This window comes from Bradyrhizobium sp. USDA 326 (assembly GCF_049739485.1).
Classification (GTDB): domain Bacteria; phylum Pseudomonadota; class Alphaproteobacteria; order Rhizobiales; family Xanthobacteraceae; genus Bradyrhizobium.
Window position 1 is genome coordinate 2,352,513 of record NZ_JBMGQA010000001.1, and the last position, 16,172, is coordinate 2,368,684.

The window sequence follows — 16,172 nt, forward strand, 5'->3', positions numbered from 1 at the left end:
CGGATACGTTCCTTTGTCGATCTAGCGGAAGTTGTGGCAATTGGCCTAAGCTAATCGCTTGGCGGGTGAGGCAGAGATCATGAACGTGTTGGCCAGTCGTGTTCGTGGTAGCGAAGACGTGCTTGATGTGGTGTCACGAGAGGCGCCCACACGCCGCGAGTTGCGTGCTGCCCGCGATCGTCAGCGGGGCTACTCGATCAATGTGAAGCAGATCGTCTTAGCGTTTGCCGTCGAGTTTGTAATTATCGGCCTCATTCTTACAAACACGCTTTTGATGGTTGCCCAACTTCCCGATGCAACTACAGCAAAGATTATCCAAGCGATGCTGTTTCCCATCGCAATGGCGATGGTTGAACTCGCTCGCGTGCCGTTGGCAATCGCCGTACGCACGCAGACATCATGGAACATTAAGCTTGCGTCGCTTCTCGGTGTTCTTTGTGCCGTTGCTGTGACTTCGAACTCGCTCTATTCCATCGGAGCTTCGTCCTTTACTCCACGACTCGAAGACACCCATAAGAAAGATAGCCAAATCAAGGAGCTTGAGGACAGACAGCAGCAGTTCAAGAGCCAGATCGAGGCCGCAAGAGAGGAAATGGATCGCCGGGAGCGGGAGCGAAATGCCGCAGTATCCGCTGTGCAGTCTCTCCAAGCGCAATTGGCACAGCAGAAGCCGCAGGATTGTGCCGTGGTGACAGTGGCTCCGAACCCTGCCGCTCCGCCCGGAACGCCCTCTTCAACTAGACAGGTTTGCCGAGAAAACCCCCTGATCAAAAGGCTCGATTCCGAGATATCGATAGCCCGCACCAGATCGAACGACGCCGAGGCTGCACTAAGGCAAGCGCAAGACCAATACAGCAAGGTGGCAAACGACAAGGGCCTGCGCGAGATACAAGAGCAAATTACGAAAGCGACGACCGAAAATCGAGAATCGATCTTTCAAAGTCAGCTGCATTCGCTGGCGGCAATGATCTTCGGCGTGGACCCGAACAATGTGACTCCTGACCAGATAAAACGAGTTGAGTTCTATCTGATTTTTGTGTCGTCGATCGCAGCAGCTTTATCCTCAACTTTGATCGCCATGACGGCAGTGAGAAGAATCAGGGTTGCAGAAACAGATCCAAGCATTGAGCTGCCCGATGAAGCTATGACGTATCTGTTCGGCCCACTCTTGGTCGCATTGCGCCAGGAGGCACGCGAGGCCGTTAATACTGCAATGAAGGATGGTGCTGGTCTGAAAGGGGCCGCACAATGAAGATGCTGGCGTCGCGCTTGAACGCAAATCTGGCCAACTCGCTCGATGAGCGCGTCAGTGCTGAGTTGAAGTTTATCGACGGACAATCGTTCTTCCGAAAGTCGATCGGTGTCGGACTAGCGGGATTGGGCGCGGGTTCGGCTGTCGCGGCCGCGTTCGTCGGCTATTCATATATCACGGATGCTCGCACGACCGCCGACAAGATTGCAGCGGCAATTTCTAAGTCGATGTCCCAAGTTGAGTTGCGCGGACAAGCCGTAGGCAATGTCGATATACACCCTTCGGAGATCCGCCTCGCCCCTGACCAAAAGATTTCGCTGTCTCAGGATTCGCGGCTGAAGCTCGACCCGTCTGCCAAGGTCAAGGCAGAAGGCAGTATGCGGATTCAATTGCCTACAATTTCTGCGATTCAGGCACAATCTACGCCGAAGACCGCCCCTAAAGCGCAGCCGGTTACGAACTACACCATATTCAAATCGGTACCCTTCCAAACCGGAACCGTATTTACAGGTTGGCGATTCCTCACAAGCACGCAGAAAGAGCCGACCAACCAGTATTGCTATTTTACTGAACGCGGTGACAGCTCTGACGTGTCTTTCAAGGTCGACGTCGGTGACGATGGCGTAATTACAAAGGATAAAGTGCCTCCCAAGTTTGACTTGACCGGCGCATTTGCTAGGTGTGTCTGGTTCCGCAAGGACGCTTAATATGAGCGACGCTTCTGGGCCATTTGACTTCGCTGGCTTTTCCGCTGCGCTCAATGCCCGGATGGGCGCTGAGGCACGCGTAACTCGTGCCAAAGCGTTCGGCTTCAATGCCGCCGGGCTCGGCTTGTGTGCTGCGCTTTGGGGGATTGGTCTCGGCATTGCTTTCTTTGGATATAGCAAGACTACATCTTCCGAGGCCGCGGCGAACACGATTGCGGCTGCCGTGACGGAGGGCCTATCGAGAGCGCAAATTAAAACCATCGTTGGTGGAACGATGGCGCTCGCGCCAACAGCCGAGCTTCGTCTCGCGGATGAGCAGATTGTTAGGTTGGATCCCTCCACGACGGTGAGCCTCGACCCTGAGACGACTGTCAAAGTTGTGGGAGATTTCAAAGTTGATGTTCCTCAACCGAGCAAAGAACAACTGCAAGTCGACGCAACCAGTAGCAGTAAGGAATTGCCGTCGACGCGCTATACGGTCTTTCGCTCTGTCAGGTTTGGCTCTGGCAGCGTGGTCACGGCTTGGAGTTTCGAGCTAACAGACACGGCTACACCGAATTATCAGCGCTGCTATTATGAAGAAACACTTTCGGGCGGTGTCTCAGCGATCCAAAGCATTGCGTTCAATGGCCTGCCGAAGCCCCCAAATGCCCTTAGTAAGCTAAGCTTTGACTTCGACGGCGCGATAGCAAATTGCATCTGGTTTGCAAGTTAAAGGCAACTCAAATGCGCCGCGGCACTATTTTAGGCCTTTCGATGGAGGCCTGCCGATCTTTGCCGTTAGTTCGGCTATGCGCTTGTTGTCCTTCGCCTTGATCGCCTTTCGAAGTTCCTTCAGATCGTCTTCGTCGAACTCTGCCCGTCGGCGCGTCGACCTTTGGACGGAGGCCTTGGGCGCTGACCCCAGCCGTTCCCCAAACCTGCGCTTGGGTTTCGCTGCGCTTGCATCCAGATGAAGATCATCCCAGCTGCCTGCCAGGTTCTTTGTCTGCCTCGATCGTGGTCGGGCTGGGGGCGGAGGGCGCCTTAGCTCCTCGAGCGTCTTTATGCCCCGCTCGATTACTCTCTCGGAATGCATCCCACCGAAGGCCGGATCCTCGCCAAGGAGCTTATGTGCCGCCAGGCGGAGCGCGCCCTTCACAATGTCGTCGAAGCCGTCCTCGCGGCGCCAGCGACGATAGCGCCAATCATCGTCCGCCGAATAGTCCATCTCCGCTTGCGGCAAGCGCAGCGCTTCTTGCAACTCCGCGGCGGACATCCCCCGATCTGCCTGTTTCTCGAATTTGTTGATCGCCTCTACGACGAGAGCCAGTCGACGGATTAGATACGCCGCTTCTGTGTCGTTGCCCGCCATCGCGCGAAGCAGGGCGGCGGCGAATTGGGACAGTGCGCTCTGTGCTTCACTTTTGGCCCACTCAATCTGTCGATCGGCGCGAGCATTCGGGTTGCCGCTGACGAGCCTCAACTTAGGAGACCTATCCTCCTCGTTGTCATCGTCGCCGCTTGCCACGAAGCGTCTCCTTCCGGGTCCCAGGCGCAGCTTATGACCTAGGCCATCTACTTGCCAGACCTTGGCACTGAGCCAAAAATATGCCTTTGAATTTGCTTGCGAAAGCGAATTTAACCCCCTTGGGGCGAACAGCCCGCCATTGCGAGGATGTGGCTGTTGCCTTCGCTCGCCCGTTCCGGTTGAATCGTTGCTGCTTAACTTGGGCGGGAAGGACGCGCGGTGCTCGGATGATGCGAACGCGCATCTGCAAAAGGCCGGGGGCTATAATGAGGGGCTCAAATATGAACGCGAAATTGGCTTTCGTGGCGTCCGTGGCGGCTTTGCTGCCCGTGCTGGCACACGCACAGAGTCAGCCGACAACGGGTTTCATTTACAATACGTCCGAATGGTCGAGCCTTCAGTACGAATGTCATCTTCGACCTGGTGGAAACCTGGACTGCCAGATGACGCAAGCCTCCGTTCGGCGCCAGGGTGGGGGCAAGAAGCTCCAAGAGGAAATCTCGAAAGCTCTTGCGCTGCTGAAGACGGAGAAGCCAATAAAGCAAGAAGAGTGCTCACAATGGGAGCAGGCTGCGGAAAAGATCAAAAATCCAAAGCCTACCGATGAAGGCTACGCACAGCTCAGTTCCATGGAGCCTCCGGCTAAGCAGGACTTGCTCAAAACGATGAGCGCCCTTGTTGAGGTCTGCAGAAATCCGAACGAGCACACGATGACCAAGCTGACGACGCTGAACTACGAAAGGGAAACACGCACCTGCATTGTAGGCACAAACAGCTTCTCGCTGCAGTTCAAGAGGGTGCCTGGCTCTCAGACTTGGGCTTCTAACACTGGACCTGACGGGCTTTGCGGGGTTGTAACAGTCGCGCGCTTAGAGCCTGACCCAAAGTACCCTACTTTCTACAACTACATACAAAAGAAGGTCGTAACGATCCCATCCGCTAGTTTTGGCGATGTGAAATGCTCCGACCTGATTGAACAGGGCGAGTACAAGTTTGTTTGGCAATCGCGAGACATCTATGCTCGGTGCGATTACGTCAAATTCGGATTCTGACGGCTTTCGCTCCTGCTAACGAAGAATGATGGGGCCGATTCTCGGGCCAGCCGCCTCACACTTGGGCTGACAAGGCCGCTCGCATCTGGCGCAAAAGTGCGGCGATCTCTCGCTTCTCCGCAATGTACCTCGCGGAATACCGCCCGTGCTTGAAGGCATTCTGGTTGCCCTTCGGAGCACCCGGCGAAAGACCTCCATGCATTCGGCAGCGGCCGTTAGGCATTGCCGGCGATTGGCAGGGCTTCCCGTTTCTCTTCGATCTCGCACCGCACCGGGGAGCATTCTGCATATCCAATAGCATGGGGTTGAGCCTCCAAATTTTTCATAGACCCCCCTGGGGTGACCTGTCCGACGATCGCTTGGCCGCCTTGGTAGACGTGCACATGTTCGACCACGACCTTCTGCTGACCCTTGCCGCGGTATTTTGACAGAGCCGCCGCCTGCTCTGCGTTCGCTTTCGTCAGCTTGGCCGCCAGCGTCACGTTCATCTGCTTGCCCTCGACGCTTTGGTCAGGAAGCATCGCTCGGCGGTAACACTCCATGGCGGCAGCGTGGGAGGCGAACAGCTGGGCGGCCATCATGCCCTCTATCGTGTCCTTCGGGTTCACTCCCGCCATGAAGGCGAGAATGGCCGTCCTCTTGTCGTCCAGATCCTTGCCGGGCTGTGGGTTTCGACCGTACCAGGCGGTACTGATTACCTGATTGCAGAGCATGAGATTCCACTGATCGGACTTCGACCCGCCTAGGTGTCTCAACTCAGGCACGCTGTTGTCGAGTTCGTCCGGAGGGGGGCAATAGGCAACATTCGCCTTGGCCTCTGGCGATGTCGTGAGGGCCCGCTCGGCGGGGCTAGCGTTCTTTTTGGCCTTGCGTCCCACATCAACCTCGTAAGCTGTCCAATCATTGAGCCAACAGTTCATGCCGTTGCGCCAAGAGCGCGCGGCGCCAGCGCCTTGACCGAGGCCAGCGCGGCGGCTCGCCAACGATCAAAATCGGCGAACATCCGTTGCATTGGATCGGTCCAATCGCCTGTGCCGGTACATCCGCGGTCGCAAAAGGTGAGCCGTTGTGATTGCTTGCGCCATGCGCCTTGATTTTCTGGGTCCAGCTCGCCATTACCGCATCCGTCGCGCTCGGATGGACCAAGTAGCCGTGGTTGCTGTGCCCGTGTAGTCGGCTCGCGCGTTGATGTAGAGCGTGGTTGTGGAATTGAGCAGCGCCTGCGTCGGCCCAATGGTGAAGCCATTGCCATGGTCGGCCATAGCTGGCACGCGCTCATGCAATGTGATCGACGTTCCATAGGGAGCCGCGATGCTGGCGCCGGTCGCAGAAATCGACACGTAATAATCGGTCGTGCTGGTGCCGCCGCCTGTGTTGAATTGAACCATGGCGCTAACGTCCCAATCGCCGGCAGTGAGCGAGATGGAGCCGAGAGCTGTGCCCGTGCCCGTCGTCAGCGTGCCAGACGTGCCGCTGGCGGGAATGACCTCGCCAACCTTGCCAGACGCAGCCGCGCTGTTCGACGCGATGCCAGGAAGATTGCCGGTGTCGATACGAATGTCATTCGTGGAATTGGTGATGCCATTGGAGAGCGTAAAAGCTCCCGTGTTGCCCGCGATGCTCGAGACACCTGCGGCTGCAGCCGCGGCCCACGTCCCATCACCGCGCCAGAACGTCGAGCTCGTCGCTCCAGTGCCGCCATTCAGATTCGATACAGGCAGATTGCCAGTAACGCCGGTCGAGAGAGGCAGGCTCGTGCAATTCGTCAGAGCACCAGAGGCCGGCGTTCCAAGCGCGCCACCAACGAAGTAAGCCGCGCCAGTACCAACCTCATCCGTCAATGCGGCGCGAAGGTTGGCGCTCGACGGCGCCTGAAGGAACGTCGCAACGCCCGTTCCAAGGCCCGTGATGCTGCCAATGGCAGGCGTGACGGTGACGCTAGATGCAGCAGTCGCCAGCCCCTTGCCGTTGAGCGTGACCTGGGCCACCTGCGTTGCGCTGCCGAAGGTGCCGACGTCGGAGTTTACTGTTGCAAGAGTCGTCGCAACGGCACCAGCCGATGAGGTCACGTCGCCGGTCAGCGCGGGCATTTGCGCCGCATCGACGGTACCGGCCACGGTATGCGCATCGTTCCAGGCGGCCAGATCCACCTCAACGGCATCGTTGACGGTCCCACTGGTGACCTTGGCGTGAGTGATCGTAAGCGTCATTCAACCACCCATGTCTCAGCCTGCACTGGCTTTGGATCCCAAAGGCCGCTGGGGCTACCCGTGTCAAATCGGGGAGTTCTGTCGAATCCATTGGGATCGAACCCGCGAATGCGTCGCTCCTGCTTGGTCCAGGTCTTTGGTTGGGGAGTAATGGGCGTCCAGGTCACTTGCCGCCTCCAGCGAACACGGCACGATCAAAGGTGGGCCTAGGGCCACCTTGTAGACCATCGCGCTTCTCGCCAACGGGAGAGCCCTCGTGTGCCTGAAGCCGGTCAACCAACGCTTGTCTTATGTAGTCCGATTTGGACTGGCAACGCCGGCTCGCGGCCCTGTCGATCGCCTTTGAAAGGTTCGAAGGGGCGCGAAATTGGATCAGTTGCTCGAAGGTGGCAGGGTCGTCCATCGTTCGTCCTCATGCAAATTGCATGAAGTAATCAGTACGAAGAGTGCCCGATCTCGACCATATCAACGACGCTGATGTTGCGGACTTTGTCGCTTCTGCGCCGCCCTCTCGCGCGCGTAGTGGTCGCAAAACTCCGGACGATTGGGAAGTCTGCTTCCCCGCTGGAAGTGGCAGTAGGCTGAGGAGGACAGTGGGTCCGTAAAGGGCCACGATCGTGGCGACCGCGGTCCCGCGTCCGTTCTACCGACGATAGCCGACATTATAACAGGATAAGCGTGGTTCGGCTAAGGGCCGATTCTGTTGAAAAAGACGGCTGTTGCGACGCAGTGATATCAGTGATTCAGTCTGTCTAGTTGGCAGGACTGAAGATCATGATGGGGCATCGGCAAGTCGAACAGGCTGCTTTGTTCTATGAGTTCTCGCTCGAAAGACATATCCCGACTGATCACTTGCTGCGGTTGATTGACCGGTTTGTCGATCTCGAACAGGTCCGGCGGGACCTGGCGCCATTCTACAGCAGCATCGGTCGGCCTTCGATCGATCCCGAGTTGATGATCCGGATGCTCCTGATCGGTTACTGCTTCGGCATCCGATCGGAACGGCGCCTGTGCGATGAGGTTCACCTCAATTTGGCCTACCGGTGGTTTTGCCGGCTCGGTCTGGATGGGGCGGTGCCGGATCACTCGACATTCTCCAAGAACAGGCATGGCCGCTTCCGGCAGAGCGACCTTTTCCGTCGCGTGTTCGAGAGCGTGCTGCGCCGCTGCATCGAGGAACGACTGGTCGGCGGTGAAGGATTTGCAGTCGATGCGAGCCTGATCAAGGCCGATGCCAATCGGCAGAAGGGGATCGAAGGTGATAAGGGACTTCCGCCGGAGGCTGCCGGCCGAGCAATCGATGAGTATCTGGCTGTCCTCGATGATGCTGCTTTCGGAGCTGCGACCGAGGTTACCCCGAAGTTCGTTTCGCCCTCCGATCCGGCGGCGCGCTGGACGGGGGCGCACGGTGGTCAAGCGTTTTTCGCCTATTCGACGAACTACCTGATCGACATCGAGAACGCGATCATCGTCGACGTTGAGGCAACGACGGCAATCCGGCAGGCGGAGGTATTGGCCGCTAAGCGCATGATCGAGCGCTCGCTGGAGCGGTTTGATCTCTATCCGGGCCGGCTCCTCGGTGACAGCGGCTATGGCTCGGCCGAGATGCTCGCCTGGCTGGTCTATGAGCACGGCATCGAGCCGCACGTTACAGTCTTCGATAAGTCGGCCCGCACAGACGGGATCTTCTCGCGCGACGACTTCACCTATGACCATGCTGGGGACATCTATCGTTGCCCTGGTGGCAAAGTTCTCACCACGACCGGAACGTTGGTGAATGATGGTGCCACCATGCTTTACCTCGCCAGCAAGCGCGATTGTGATCGATGCGCATTGAAGGCTCGGTGTTGCCCCAAGCAGGCTTCACGGAGAGTGCCGCGCTCGATCTACGAGGGCGCTCGCGACATGGCGCGCCAGATCGCGAGATCGTGGGAGGGAGGCACCTCGCGCCGGCTCCGCAAGAAAATCGAGATGTTGTTCGCGCACCTCAAGCGCATTCTCAAGCTCGACCGTTTGCGTTTACGAGGTCCAAACGGCGCGCGCGACGAGTTCATCCTCGCAGCCACAGCCCAGAACCTTCGAAAGATGGCCAAGCTGATCCCGATGCCCAGGCCGGGGCTCGCATAGGACGGGAGAGCAGTTGGGCCACGTCTCGACCGAGCTATTACAACGAAATACTGGCGGCCTTTTTCAACGGAATCGGCCAGAAACAGACATGGCTACCTTCTCGCAGCTAGACCAGGATGGAGCTTGGCGCCAGGAAATCACACCGCCGCGAGGGCCCACGCGATAAATTTCTCTACGGCTAGACGGTTTCTGCCCCCCGCGCGATGAACAACATAGAACCCGTAGCCACTCAATTTGACCGATGACACCGTAACAAGCGTTCCCTTCGCCAATTCAGGACCCACGAGAATATCACTGCAGATGGCAACGCCTTGACCGGCTATGGCGGCCTCGATCGCATGTAGCTCTTCTTGAAATCTTAAACTCACCGGCGACGCAAAGCCGATTTTCGCGCGCGGGTTAGCAGCGCGATGCCAGCGTTGCCAGGTGGGGGCCTGCACGTCGTTCGGAGGCCATGCGGCCTCGATCAGCGGGAATTGTACGAGTTTAGCCGGCGGCAGGTTCGTCGTCCGAGTGCCGACGAGCTTGGGGCTCGCAACAACGTGGAAGGTGTCGCGCATCAATTCGACGGCGTGTCCGTCGCGCGGCGGTGAGGGCGCATAGCGGACCGCGACATCGACTTCACTCGCCTCAAGACTCAGTACTGTATCGGTGCCAACGATTTCGAGCTTGATGCTGGGATGAGTAGCTCGCCAGGAGGGCAATCGTGGCACAAGCCAACGAGCGGCAAATGCATTTGTCGCCGTGATCCGCAGGGGACGACCCCCACGTTCGATCTGAAGGCCCGACCACGCCTCAGCAATCCTATCGAAGCTGTCTCGTAGGGTCGGAAAGAGCTGATGGCCTGCCGGCGTGAGCGCTAGGGGTCGCGGCCTTCGACGAAAAAGGGGCCGGCCGCAATGCTTTTCCAATAGCTTTATCTGATGACTGACAGCGGTTGGCGTAACGCCGAGCTCAGCGGCTGCTTGCTTAAAACTCAGATGACGCGCGGCGGCCTCAAAAGCGCGTAACTGTGTCATTGGCGGCAGCTTTCCCATAAGGGCAATGTAGATGAATTAATCTCATCTGAACATGAAATGTTAACGACTTGCGTCTGGAAGCGAAGCTGAAACTATGGGGTATGGAAGAGAACGAAAGTGCAGTCCCGTTTTTGGACGCTCTCCGGTTCATCGAACCGGTCATTACCAAGCATCGCTCGGCGTTCGATCGTGAGCGGCGACTGCACGATGACGTTTTCGAAGCGTTGGCCGCTGCCGGACTTTTCAAGCTTTGGCTACCCGCGTCCCTCGGCGGCCCTGAGCTATCTCCGCTTGCCTTCATGAAGGTCGTAGAAGCCGCAGCTGCCCTCGACGGAGCCGTGGGCTGGCTGGTCGGAAATGGTGGAGGAATGAGTCGCGTCGGCGGCTATTTGCCGGGCTCCGTTGTACGCCAGTGGTTCGAAGAACGCCGTACATTCGTGGTGAGTGCGACCGGAGCGGTCGGGACTGCCGTACCGGTCCATAGCGGTTATCGCGTTTCCGGACGTTGGCCATTTGGAAGTGGTGCACCGCATGGCACGCATTTCATGGGGTTGGTGACGATAGGCGAAAACCAGGTACCAGATCAGCCACGGTTCTGCTGCTATTTTGGGCGGCAGCAGGTCGCGATACACGACACTTGGCATGTCTCGGGATTGCGCGGCACCGGAAGCGCGGACTGGGAAGTTCGGGATGCATACGTGCCCGCCGACTGGATTCATCCTTTCATTGACCACGAACCACATGTGAGCGGGCTGCTTTACCGCATGCCAGCCCTTTCCACTTTCGCGTGGACGGTCGCGGTGGTGCCCCTGGGGATCGCGCGGGGAGCTATTGACGGCTTTACCACGCTGGCCCAGGCGAAGGGCCGACTTGGAACGGCCGGGCTCATGCGCGATCGGGAAGTTGTGCAGGCAATGATTGGCAGAGCAGAGGCGCTCCATCGATCCGCGCGCGCATTTCTCGTGCAAGCGATGACAGAGCTGATGGCCGCCGCCGACATCGGAGGTCCCAGGCTGGTCGAGGCGCGGCTCGGATTACGGATGGCGGCGGCTCATGCGGGGGAAACGGCCTTGCGGATTGTAGATTTGCTGGCCGCCGAGGCCGGAGCTGCATCCATCTTCGAAAGCAACGCGCTAGAGCGCGCTGTTCGCGACGTTCAGGCTGCCACCAAGCATATTGCGATGAACCCGTCGATATACGTGACGGCCGGCCGATCTAGACTCGGTTTCGACGTGGGATCAGCCCGTTTTTAGCTCCAGTCCACCGCAACGTCCGCTCCGAGGCAGTCGCGTCGGTTGGTGGTGCCTGCCAATCGCTTCCGGTCTACTCCAAAATCTGAACGCGCCGCTGCATCGCATAAACCGAAGCGATGGGCCAAGAGACATAAGCCGGTGCGCTTCGACCGAGCGCATTCGCGCTCCATAGGTGGTCGACTCCGCTCGATGACCTTCGAACCTATGCCCCACCGGTGTGATGAACTCTATGGTTCGGTTTACGGCTGAGGTGCAGGAATTGGAAGAATGCTGGTTATCTTCCAACCGTCACCCGTCTTAACAAGCACTTGATTCATTAGAAACCGCGCAGGTTGCGCAGTCTGCCCAGCCGGTGAAATCATAAAGGTTATTGGCACGTACAGTTGGGCTACTCCCGGCTGAAGCTCGATGACCTTCAGTTCGTTCATCTTCGGGTCGAGTGACCAAGTGCCCTGGTACAGGGCCTCGAAACGTTTGATTGCTGAGTCACGACCCCAGATAGGCGTGCCACGCGTGATCCACAAAAATTGAGCTGAGTCTTGCAATAGCACGCCAACCTCTTTCAGGTCGTGAGCGTTTTGCGCGGCAACAAATCTGACGAAAACAGCCTTCACTTCCTCTTCACTACCGGCGCGCACGGCACCCGCCGTAGCCAGCAGCAAGAAAAAGACGAGGTTGACCAAATAGCTTCGTGCGCGGAAGATCATGGACGTCCTCCCCTGGTGCACTCGTGATTGGCTGTTGCAAACAATTAGTCCCATGATGATCCAAAGACCATATGGAGTTCAGGCGAAACGATTGAAGAAATAGAAGTTCAACAATTGATAGAGCTTTGTTGCGACGCCTAGTCGGAGCCAGTTAAGGCGCGTCAGTAGAGCTGATCCATTTTCCAGGAGTGCTTAGGCGAAAAACGTGCGAGCGGGCTGCCTGACGTCCGCCTTGGGTCAACGCTGCCCTTGGCAGGCTGCTTCACCTTGGTTGGCTCGTGTCCTGCAAGCCGACGTTTCGGCTCTTCGAGCGCAGGTCGGCAACGGGCCAAAAGAGGAAGTAGCCACTGCTCGGTCGTTGCAGCCCAGCGACCGCTGGCTGCGACGATCTTTCGGGCGCTTAAATTACCGCAATCTCCGTATCGGTGAACCTCAATACGCGACTCGGCAAGCGCGGATGATCATGCCGGTATCAGGTCGATAATACGCATGATTGCGACAGTTGAACCGACATTTTCGAGATCTTCGCCGATGCCTTTCTTGCAAGTCCAAACATCACCCTTCTTCGCAACAAATTCCATGCCATCGGTTTGCTTCACCCGGAGTTCACCCTCGGGTACGTGGCAAACCATGTCATTGGGCATGGACGGGTTGGAAGTCCTTGCGCCTGGCTGATAAACGACATCGCGCATTGAGACTGTTTTGTAGCCCGGGATCATGGACTCGCGTTTACCCCAAGGTTGGATGCTTACGCCTAGTGGTAGCTGAGCTTGTGCGGAGGCTGATGTTCCCGCCGCGAGCACGGCAGCGGTTGCAAAACCCAGTGATAGCGCTGATCTTCTGTTGATCTTAGTCATCGCTGCTCCTTTAGGCGTTTCGGCCCTTAGGCCTATCCTTAGGGCCTTGGTGTGCAAACCACACTGGATGTTCAGCTGAAGCGCAAGGTTGCGGGAAGCGCATCTGATGGAGACCCTGCGGCCGTGAAGAAGGACCCCGCACTGCTTCAGTTTAAGTGGGAACTGCCTCGATGATCTGGAAGTGCAAGCCCGCGCGAGCCGTGCCGCGCGTCTCCAATCCGGCCGCTCGACACAGCGAGGAATATTCGTCGTAGGTCCGTTCCAGCGCCCCGAGCATGACGAGCATATTAAGGTCACTGAACTTCGAGATCGGCCCCTCGTTCGGCGGCTCTACCACACGTTCAATGAGGAGCAATCTGGCATCAGCCGTCATAGCGCGGCGGCAGGTCTTCAGGATAGAAATCGCTTCCTTGTCGTCCCAATCGTGGATAATTGCCCGCATCACATAGGCGTCAGCTCCCTCCGGGATGGTTTCAAAGAAACTGCCTCCGACGATTTCGCATCTGTCAGCGACACCATGTTGGTTCAGAACTTCGGCCGCCTTGCCAACCACATGCGGCTGATCGAACAGCGTTCCGCGCAGGCCCTCGTTTGCGGCGAGAATCCCAGCCAGCAGTTGACCTTCGCCACCCCCGATATCCGCGACGTGACGAAAGCTGCTGAAATCGTACGCCCCGATAATAGCTTCGATTGCGCCGCGAGAATTGGCCGTCATGGCTCGGTTGAAGATCGCGTTCTCATCTGGACGGGTGCTGCGATACTCCCATACGCTCTGACCATTGAGATGCCTAAAGGCACTCTCGCCGGTGCGGACGCTGTGTTCAAGATGACCCCAAGCCTGCCAGGCATAAGGTCGGCCGACATAAGCGGCCCACCCGTCGAGGGGTGTCGGCGAGTCAGAACGAAGAGACTCGCCCATCGGGGTGAGCGAGAATGTTTTGTCCTCGGCCTCATTGAAAACACCGACTGAAGCCAGCGCCCGCAAGAGCCGATAAAGTGTCCTCGGATGCGATCCACTGAGCTGAGCAAGTTCGTTGCTGCTTAGGGGCCCGTGACTAAGGTGGTCGGCTATGCCAAGCCGAGCCGCGACGTGAATGGCCTGCGAAATCTGATAACCGTTAATCAGCCGCGTAAGGTCCGACAAAACGTTGGTGGCCATGGTCTCACCTCCTGCCGCACCTCGCCGAACGCTTAAGGGTATCACTTTTGCGATATTGTGAGGACCCGTTTTTCGAGCTCTGCTGGACCGTGGGAATGACCGATATGGGTCACATGCTGAAGTGATGAGAGGTCACGGCCCTAATCCGCTCTCCACCTGAAAGCAGACGGTCGTAAGATGGTCAGGCGAGGCCGCAATCCAAAATGCCGACCTATTCAATGATTTCGTCATTGCCAATAGGCCGAATGCATTGGCAACTTGAAACGAGCCGGCTGCTCGACCGGCAGATCGCTCGGCTTAGCACCCTTCTAGACGCCGCGACGGGCCAACAAGCGGCAATGCGGGATAATTTACTCTATGAACAGCAGTCCCCGCTTTTTATCACCGTCTAACGTATTTACAGCGTCGAACAGCCGCCTCCGCTCGACGAGCCATGGCTGGAAATCAACATTGACATCAAGCACAAAAACGAGGTCCTCGGCCTCGAAATACCCACCGATTGGGGAATGGTGGCCGCTACCAGCGCCAAAAATTTGAGCGCGATCGAAATTCACGATGTAGCGTCGCCCCGGATCATTGGATCGGCGGAGATGCTCCAGAAACTGCTTCTCGCTGAGATCGCGCAAGACCGTAACGTTCCGGTTGGTGTGCGACTGGGCGACGATGGCCAGCTCGTCAAGCGTAAGACCCATTATGCATACCCCTGTCCAGCAGCTCCACGTGCCGGCCAACACATCGCCCTCCGTCCTTGCCGCCTCGCCAAGGGACCGGTACGCATTCGCAACGGCGGCAGGTCCGCAGCGAGAGCCATTTGACTGCCAATCAACGTGTCTTTGAAATGTGGCTGCCACGGGCAGGCGCCACGCACGCTCCATGAGCTCAGGAGTACGTGTTACCGATGAAGCTATGGCTTCCGATGGAACGTGTGATCGACTGACCACCAGGGCCCCGGCACACACCAGACCCACGGCGATAACAATGCTGCTGATGCTTACGAGGTGCCATCGCTTCATGGATCAGAACCTTAGCGGCAATGACGACATCGGCCTGCAGAACTATATTGAGAAACCAACCGACGGAAAGGACATTCCAAATGTGCGTTCGTTCGGCTGAAAACGAGTTTCTTCCTTCAGTCGAACAAAGAAATGACAGCCAAGCGAACCTTTTCCGCGGCATCCGCGGACACGTATCCGCGTCGAGATTCAGATGTTAGATTTCCCGGCTCTACCGGATAGGAGGACGACATGCCCGAGAGCGTCTACAAGGTCATCGAACTCATCGGCACCAGTAAAGATTCGTGGGAGAAAGCGGCGGCCAACGCGGTCGAGCAAGCCGCTAAATCTCTCCGAGATCTTCGCATCGCAGAGGTCGTCAAGCTCGATATGCAACTAGACGAGAAGGGAAAAGTCGAGGCTTATCGCGCCAAGCTCAACGTGTCGTTCAAGTTCGAGGGCACCTGAGCCTCAGCACCTCGTCCCCTGCGGGCGAGGGATGGCCTATTCGAGAAGGCGCGCTGCACGGTTCGCTCAATCGGACGCTGTGGCCTTTCCCGGAAGTTGGCACTAGTCCGGCCGGGAACGGTACGCTCTGATGCGAGGGGCGCGTATGACACGTGGTGGCCCCATGTACATGGTCATTCGCAAGTACACGAATGTTCGTTCGGTCGTGGACGCCGCTCGTCGCGCCAAGAGCGGCGTCGGTGAGATCCTGAGGCAATCGCAGGGATTTAGATCTTACCATGTGCTGGATGCGGGCGGCGGTGTCGGTATCGCCGTGATGATATTTGATGACCGCGAGAGCGCCAACGCAGCGAACGCCAAGGTACTGGCGTTTGTTGAGGCGAGCCTGCATGACCTCGATCTCGGGGCTCCTGAAGTGACTAGCGGCGAACTTTTGGTGGACATGGAGTCTTCTAATGCGTCTTCGGGCATAAGGTAGCCCCTAAGCGCCGCGAGCTGCGTGGCGGGTGCGGTCCTTGCTCGTGTCATCGAGCTGGTGTCACCTTCGCGTTTGCAACGAACGCACCCTGGACCTGCGCGTGCCACCCGTCAGGAAGATTCGACTGCGGGTTTTTTCGAGGAGCCGCAACGCCATGAAGCAACACACCTTCGAAGGATTTTTCATCACAGCGATCTGCTGGACACCGCTCGTGGTTATGGGCACCGCGTTGCCGCCAAGAGATCCTGATGAAGAGGACGAGGAGGACGAGGAGGACGAGGAGGACGAGGAAGACGATGACGAAGGGGAAGATGGCGATGGCGAACCAGCGGTCGTGCGCGAGCCAGACGAAGACTAGATCGGCGCTTGATCGGCAGTCGG

Annotated in this window: 19 protein-coding genes; 10 read left to right on the forward strand and 9 right to left on the reverse strand. The window is 57.8% G+C overall.

Annotated features, from left to right (window positions below; all coding sequences use genetic code 11):
• The first annotated feature begins 79 nt into the window (after positions 1-79).
• The 3 genes from ABIG06_RS11210 to ABIG06_RS11220 are packed head-to-tail and all read left to right on the forward strand — an operon-like array spanning position 80 to position 2,674.
• Positions 80-1,252 carry a hypothetical protein gene (locus tag ABIG06_RS11210; protein WP_424578278.1) on the forward strand — a complete coding sequence of 391 codons (1,173 nt, stop codon included), beginning with the start codon at positions 80-82 and terminating at the stop codon, positions 1,250-1,252.
• Positions 1,249-1,959: a hypothetical protein gene (locus ABIG06_RS11215; RefSeq protein ID WP_370136428.1), complete on the forward strand. Its 711-nt coding sequence runs from the start codon at positions 1,249-1,251 to the stop codon at positions 1,957-1,959. Before ABIG06_RS11210 ends, ABIG06_RS11215 begins: the two co-directional genes overlap by 4 nt.
• A 1-nt stretch (position 1,960) precedes the next feature.
• Positions 1,961-2,674 carry a hypothetical protein gene (locus ABIG06_RS11220; protein WP_370136429.1) on the forward strand — a complete coding sequence of 238 codons (714 nt, stop codon included), beginning with the start codon at positions 1,961-1,963 and terminating at the stop codon, positions 2,672-2,674.
• 24 nt (positions 2,675-2,698) lie between these two features.
• Here the strand turns inward: ABIG06_RS11220 and ABIG06_RS11225 are convergent, their stop codons facing one another.
• Positions 2,699-3,469: a hypothetical protein gene (locus tag ABIG06_RS11225; protein ID WP_370136430.1), complete on the reverse strand. Its 771-nt coding sequence runs from the start codon at positions 3,467-3,469 to the stop codon at positions 2,699-2,701.
• Positions 3,470-3,750: 281 nt separating this feature from the next.
• Between ABIG06_RS11225 and ABIG06_RS11230 the strand changes: the two genes are divergently transcribed.
• Complete coding sequence (locus tag ABIG06_RS11230; RefSeq protein WP_370136431.1) at positions 3,751-4,521, forward strand: hypothetical protein; 771 nt, start codon at positions 3,751-3,753, stop codon at positions 4,519-4,521.
• 55 nt (positions 4,522-4,576) lie between these two features.
• Here the strand turns inward: ABIG06_RS11230 and ABIG06_RS11235 are convergent, their stop codons facing one another.
• The 3 genes from ABIG06_RS11235 to ABIG06_RS11245 all read right to left on the reverse strand — a co-directional run bounded on the left by ABIG06_RS11235 (position 4,577) and on the right by ABIG06_RS11245 (position 6,731).
• Entirely contained in the window at positions 4,577-4,822 is a 246-nt protein-coding gene (locus ABIG06_RS11235; protein ID WP_370136433.1) for an HGGxSTG domain-containing protein, read from the reverse strand.
• Entirely contained in the window at positions 4,737-5,399 is a 663-nt protein-coding gene (locus ABIG06_RS11240) for a hypothetical protein (RefSeq protein WP_370136435.1), read from the reverse strand. Before ABIG06_RS11240 ends, ABIG06_RS11235 begins: the two co-directional genes overlap by 86 nt.
• Before the next feature lie 237 nt (positions 5,400-5,636).
• Positions 5,637-6,731, reverse strand: coding sequence for a hypothetical protein (locus tag ABIG06_RS11245; protein WP_370136438.1), 1,095 nt, complete (start codon positions 6,729-6,731; stop codon positions 5,637-5,639).
• A 774-nt stretch (positions 6,732-7,505) separates the two neighbouring features.
• Here ABIG06_RS11245 and ABIG06_RS11250 point away from each other — a divergent pair.
• Positions 7,506-8,858, forward strand: a complete 1,353-nt coding sequence (locus ABIG06_RS11250) for a transposase (RefSeq protein WP_370136440.1) — start codon at positions 7,506-7,508, stop codon at positions 8,856-8,858.
• Between the two features lie 137 nt (positions 8,859-8,995).
• Here the strand turns inward: ABIG06_RS11250 and ABIG06_RS11255 are convergent, their stop codons facing one another.
• The gene (locus tag ABIG06_RS11255) at positions 8,996-9,877 is read right to left on the reverse strand and encodes a LysR substrate-binding domain-containing protein (RefSeq protein ID WP_370136442.1); all 882 of its coding nucleotides are present in this window, start codon (positions 9,875-9,877) and stop codon (positions 8,996-8,998) included.
• 68 nt (positions 9,878-9,945) lie between these two features.
• On the opposite strand from ABIG06_RS11255, the gene ABIG06_RS11260 reads away from it, so the two are divergent.
• Positions 9,946-11,130, forward strand: coding sequence for an acyl-CoA dehydrogenase family protein (locus ABIG06_RS11260; protein ID WP_370136444.1), 1,185 nt, complete (start codon positions 9,946-9,948; stop codon positions 11,128-11,130).
• A gap of 239 nt (positions 11,131-11,369) precedes the next feature.
• Here the strand turns inward: ABIG06_RS11260 and ABIG06_RS11265 are convergent, their stop codons facing one another.
• From ABIG06_RS11265 to ABIG06_RS11280, 4 genes are all read right to left on the reverse strand, one after another.
• A complete protein-coding gene (locus ABIG06_RS11265; protein WP_370136446.1) occupies positions 11,370-11,837 on the reverse strand; it encodes a nuclear transport factor 2 family protein in 468 nt (155 codons plus the stop codon).
• A 461-nt stretch (positions 11,838-12,298) separates the two neighbouring features.
• Complete coding sequence (locus tag ABIG06_RS11270) at positions 12,299-12,694, reverse strand: cupin domain-containing protein (protein ID WP_424578279.1); 396 nt, start codon at positions 12,692-12,694, stop codon at positions 12,299-12,301.
• Between the two features lie 151 nt (positions 12,695-12,845).
• On the reverse strand, positions 12,846-13,853 hold the full coding sequence (locus ABIG06_RS11275; RefSeq protein ID WP_370136450.1) for a methyltransferase: 1,008 nt from the start codon (positions 13,851-13,853) through the stop codon (positions 12,846-12,848).
• 350 nt (positions 13,854-14,203) lie between these two features.
• Positions 14,204-14,866 (reverse strand): phytochelatin synthase family protein, encoded by a 663-nt coding sequence (locus ABIG06_RS11280; protein WP_370136453.1) that lies wholly within the window; start codon positions 14,864-14,866, stop codon positions 14,204-14,206.
• Between ABIG06_RS11280 and ABIG06_RS11285 the strand changes: the two genes are divergently transcribed.
• The 4 genes from ABIG06_RS11285 (at position 14,832) to ABIG06_RS11300 (ending at position 16,149) form a co-directional block, all read left to right on the forward strand.
• On the forward strand, positions 14,832-14,966 hold the full coding sequence (locus ABIG06_RS11285) for a hypothetical protein (RefSeq protein ID WP_370140998.1): 135 nt from the start codon (positions 14,832-14,834) through the stop codon (positions 14,964-14,966). The genes ABIG06_RS11280 and ABIG06_RS11285 overlap by 35 nt on opposite strands.
• 131 nt (positions 14,967-15,097) lie before the next feature.
• Positions 15,098-15,313 (forward strand): dodecin family protein, encoded by a 216-nt coding sequence (locus ABIG06_RS11290; RefSeq protein WP_008543887.1) that lies wholly within the window; start codon positions 15,098-15,100, stop codon positions 15,311-15,313.
• A 163-nt stretch (positions 15,314-15,476) separates the two neighbouring features.
• Positions 15,477-15,791: a hypothetical protein gene (locus ABIG06_RS11295; protein ID WP_370136455.1), complete on the forward strand. Its 315-nt coding sequence runs from the start codon at positions 15,477-15,479 to the stop codon at positions 15,789-15,791.
• 154 nt (positions 15,792-15,945) lie between these two features.
• Entirely contained in the window at positions 15,946-16,149 is a 204-nt protein-coding gene (locus ABIG06_RS11300; protein WP_370136457.1) for a hypothetical protein, read from the forward strand.
• Positions 16,150-16,172: the final 23 nt, after the last annotated feature.

What these genes read in the sequence shown, in the direction of transcription:
- ABIG06_RS11220 (WP_370136429.1), top strand. Translation starts at nt 1,961, where the DNA reads ATGAGCGACGCTTCTGGGCCATTTGACTTCGCTGGCTTTTCCGCTGCG.
- ABIG06_RS11295 (WP_370136455.1), top strand. Translation starts at nt 15,477, where the DNA reads ATGTACATGGTCATTCGCAAGTACACGAATGTTCGTTCGGTCGTGGAC.
- ABIG06_RS11300 (WP_370136457.1), top strand. Translation starts at nt 15,946, where the DNA reads ATGAAGCAACACACCTTCGAAGGATTTTTCATCACAGCGATCTGCTGG.
- ABIG06_RS11285 (WP_370140998.1), top strand. Translation starts at nt 14,832, where the DNA reads ATGCTGCTGATGCTTACGAGGTGCCATCGCTTCATGGATCAGAACCTT.
- ABIG06_RS11270 (WP_424578279.1), bottom strand. Translation starts at nt 12,694, where the DNA reads ATGACTAAGATCAACAGAAGATCAGCGCTATCACTGGGTTTTGCAACC.
- ABIG06_RS11265 (WP_370136446.1), bottom strand. Translation starts at nt 11,837, where the DNA reads ATGATCTTCCGCGCACGAAGCTATTTGGTCAACCTCGTCTTTTTCTTG.
- ABIG06_RS11280 (WP_370136453.1), bottom strand. Translation starts at nt 14,866, where the DNA reads ATGAAGCGATGGCACCTCGTAAGCATCAGCAGCATTGTTATCGCCGTG.
- ABIG06_RS11255 (WP_370136442.1), bottom strand. Translation starts at nt 9,877, where the DNA reads ATGACACAGTTACGCGCTTTTGAGGCCGCCGCGCGTCATCTGAGTTTT.
- ABIG06_RS11235 (WP_370136433.1), bottom strand. Translation starts at nt 4,822, where the DNA reads ATGCTATTGGATATGCAGAATGCTCCCCGGTGCGGTGCGAGATCGAAG.
- ABIG06_RS11290 (WP_008543887.1), top strand. Translation starts at nt 15,098, where the DNA reads ATGCCCGAGAGCGTCTACAAGGTCATCGAACTCATCGGCACCAGTAAA.
- ABIG06_RS11210 (WP_424578278.1), top strand. Translation starts at nt 80, where the DNA reads ATGAACGTGTTGGCCAGTCGTGTTCGTGGTAGCGAAGACGTGCTTGAT.
- ABIG06_RS11250 (WP_370136440.1), top strand. Translation starts at nt 7,506, where the DNA reads ATGATGGGGCATCGGCAAGTCGAACAGGCTGCTTTGTTCTATGAGTTC.
- ABIG06_RS11215 (WP_370136428.1), top strand. Translation starts at nt 1,249, where the DNA reads ATGAAGATGCTGGCGTCGCGCTTGAACGCAAATCTGGCCAACTCGCTC.
- ABIG06_RS11230 (WP_370136431.1), top strand. Translation starts at nt 3,751, where the DNA reads ATGAACGCGAAATTGGCTTTCGTGGCGTCCGTGGCGGCTTTGCTGCCC.
- ABIG06_RS11245 (WP_370136438.1), bottom strand. Translation starts at nt 6,731, where the DNA reads ATGACGCTTACGATCACTCACGCCAAGGTCACCAGTGGGACCGTCAAC.
- ABIG06_RS11275 (WP_370136450.1), bottom strand. Translation starts at nt 13,853, where the DNA reads ATGGCCACCAACGTTTTGTCGGACCTTACGCGGCTGATTAACGGTTAT.